This is a genomic window from Vibrio sp. N418 (assembly GCF_000222565.1).
GTDB classification, from domain to species: domain Bacteria; phylum Pseudomonadota; class Gammaproteobacteria; order Enterobacterales; family Vibrionaceae; genus Vibrio; species Vibrio scophthalmi.
In genome coordinates this window covers 1-1435 of the sequence record NZ_AFWD01000042.1, presented here as the reverse complement: position 1 = coordinate 1435, position 1435 = coordinate 1, and the positions used below count along the sequence as shown (strand labels likewise).

The 1435-nt window shown below is 42.3% G+C and carries 1 protein-coding gene; it reads left to right on the top strand.

Translation table 11 applies throughout. From position 1 onward, the window contains the following. The first annotated feature begins 94 nt into the window (after positions 1-94). On the top strand, positions 95-1426 hold the full coding sequence (locus tag RH86_RS08200; RefSeq protein WP_009385874.1) for an IS4 family transposase: 1332 nt from the start codon (positions 95-97) through the stop codon (positions 1424-1426). Positions 1427-1435: the final 9 nt, after the last annotated feature.

Below are 1435 nucleotides of genomic sequence, written 5' to 3'. Positions count from 1 at the left end.
GTAATGCCGATCAGTTAAGAAATTTGTGAGATCATTTGACCGATCCTCAAAAGGCTTCAAAATCCGATATTAGGAAACTAATATCGGATTTTTTATGTCTTTAGAAAGCCAACTTGCCAATACTTTTCGGTCGTGTAATACCTTCCACCACTTTGATAAATACTCTGACATTCTTAGTCCAGAGCTTATCCAGCAAGGTTTTGAGCAAGCTGGTGTTGCAACCGTTAGAAGAAGACGGTTACCTTTAGAAGCCGTACTTTGGTCCGTTGTTGGAATGAGTCTCTTTCGTCAACAATCTGTTTGGGATATTGCTAACCAACTCGATATTGTCCTGCCAGACAAACGACGTTTTGTTGCACCAAGTGCTGTTGTTCAAGCGAGACAGAGATTAGGCGAAGAAGGTGTAAAGCAAGTCTTTAAGAAGATGGCTGCGCACAGCTATCAGTCGTCTAACTTCGAAACTTGGTGTGGACTAAACCTTCTATCCGTCGATGGTGTCGTTTGGAGAACGACAGATACACTCGAAAATCATCAAGAGTTTAAAGCGCAGCGCAATCAATCATCTGAGAATATTTACCCTAAGGTCCGTATGGTTTGCTTGATGGAGCTTACGAGTCATCAGCTAATCGATAGTGCATTCTCTGACTATCGCACCAGCGAAATGAGTCTCGCAGAAGAGCTTATTGAACAAACGCCAGATCAATCACTGACTATTTTTGACAAAGGATATTACTCTTTAGGACTGCTTAATCGCTGGAACAAAGTCGGTCAAGAAAGGCATTGGATGCTCCCTGTGAGAAAAGACTTTCAGTATGACGTTGTCCATAAATACAGCCAGAGTGATGCCATCGTTGCTATAAAAACATCACCTCAGGCAAGGAAGAAATTCAGTGACCTGCCTGAAATAATAGAAGCAAGGTTGGTATCGAAAGTCATCAAAGGTAAGGAGTATCAGGTTCTTACCTCAATGCGTGATGGGTTGCGCTTTCCTGGAGAAGACATTGTAGAGCTCTATCGCTATCGCTGGGAAATCGAATTAGGCTATAGAGAAATGAAGCAAACCTTGCTTGATAGTGAATATACATTGCGAAGTAAGCGCCCAGATATGGTTAGACAGGAGCTCTGGGGGATTTTGTTAGCCTATAACCTTATAAGGCAGGTTATGACAAAGGCAGCGAGTAATTTAGATAGCGTTTGGCCGAACCAATTAAGCTTTACGAGTAGTGCCATGGCTGTGACTCAATACTTTGCAGCTTTACCTTTAACGAGTCCAGGGAAACTCCCTAAACACTATGAAGTGCTACTACAGCAAATATCCATGTTTATCCTACCCCCCCGAAGAGACGATAGAAATTATCCTCGTTGGGTGAAACTGAAACCCAAGAAATATGCGACAAATAGAAAAAATGCCAGTCAGCTTAACTGACTGGCATTA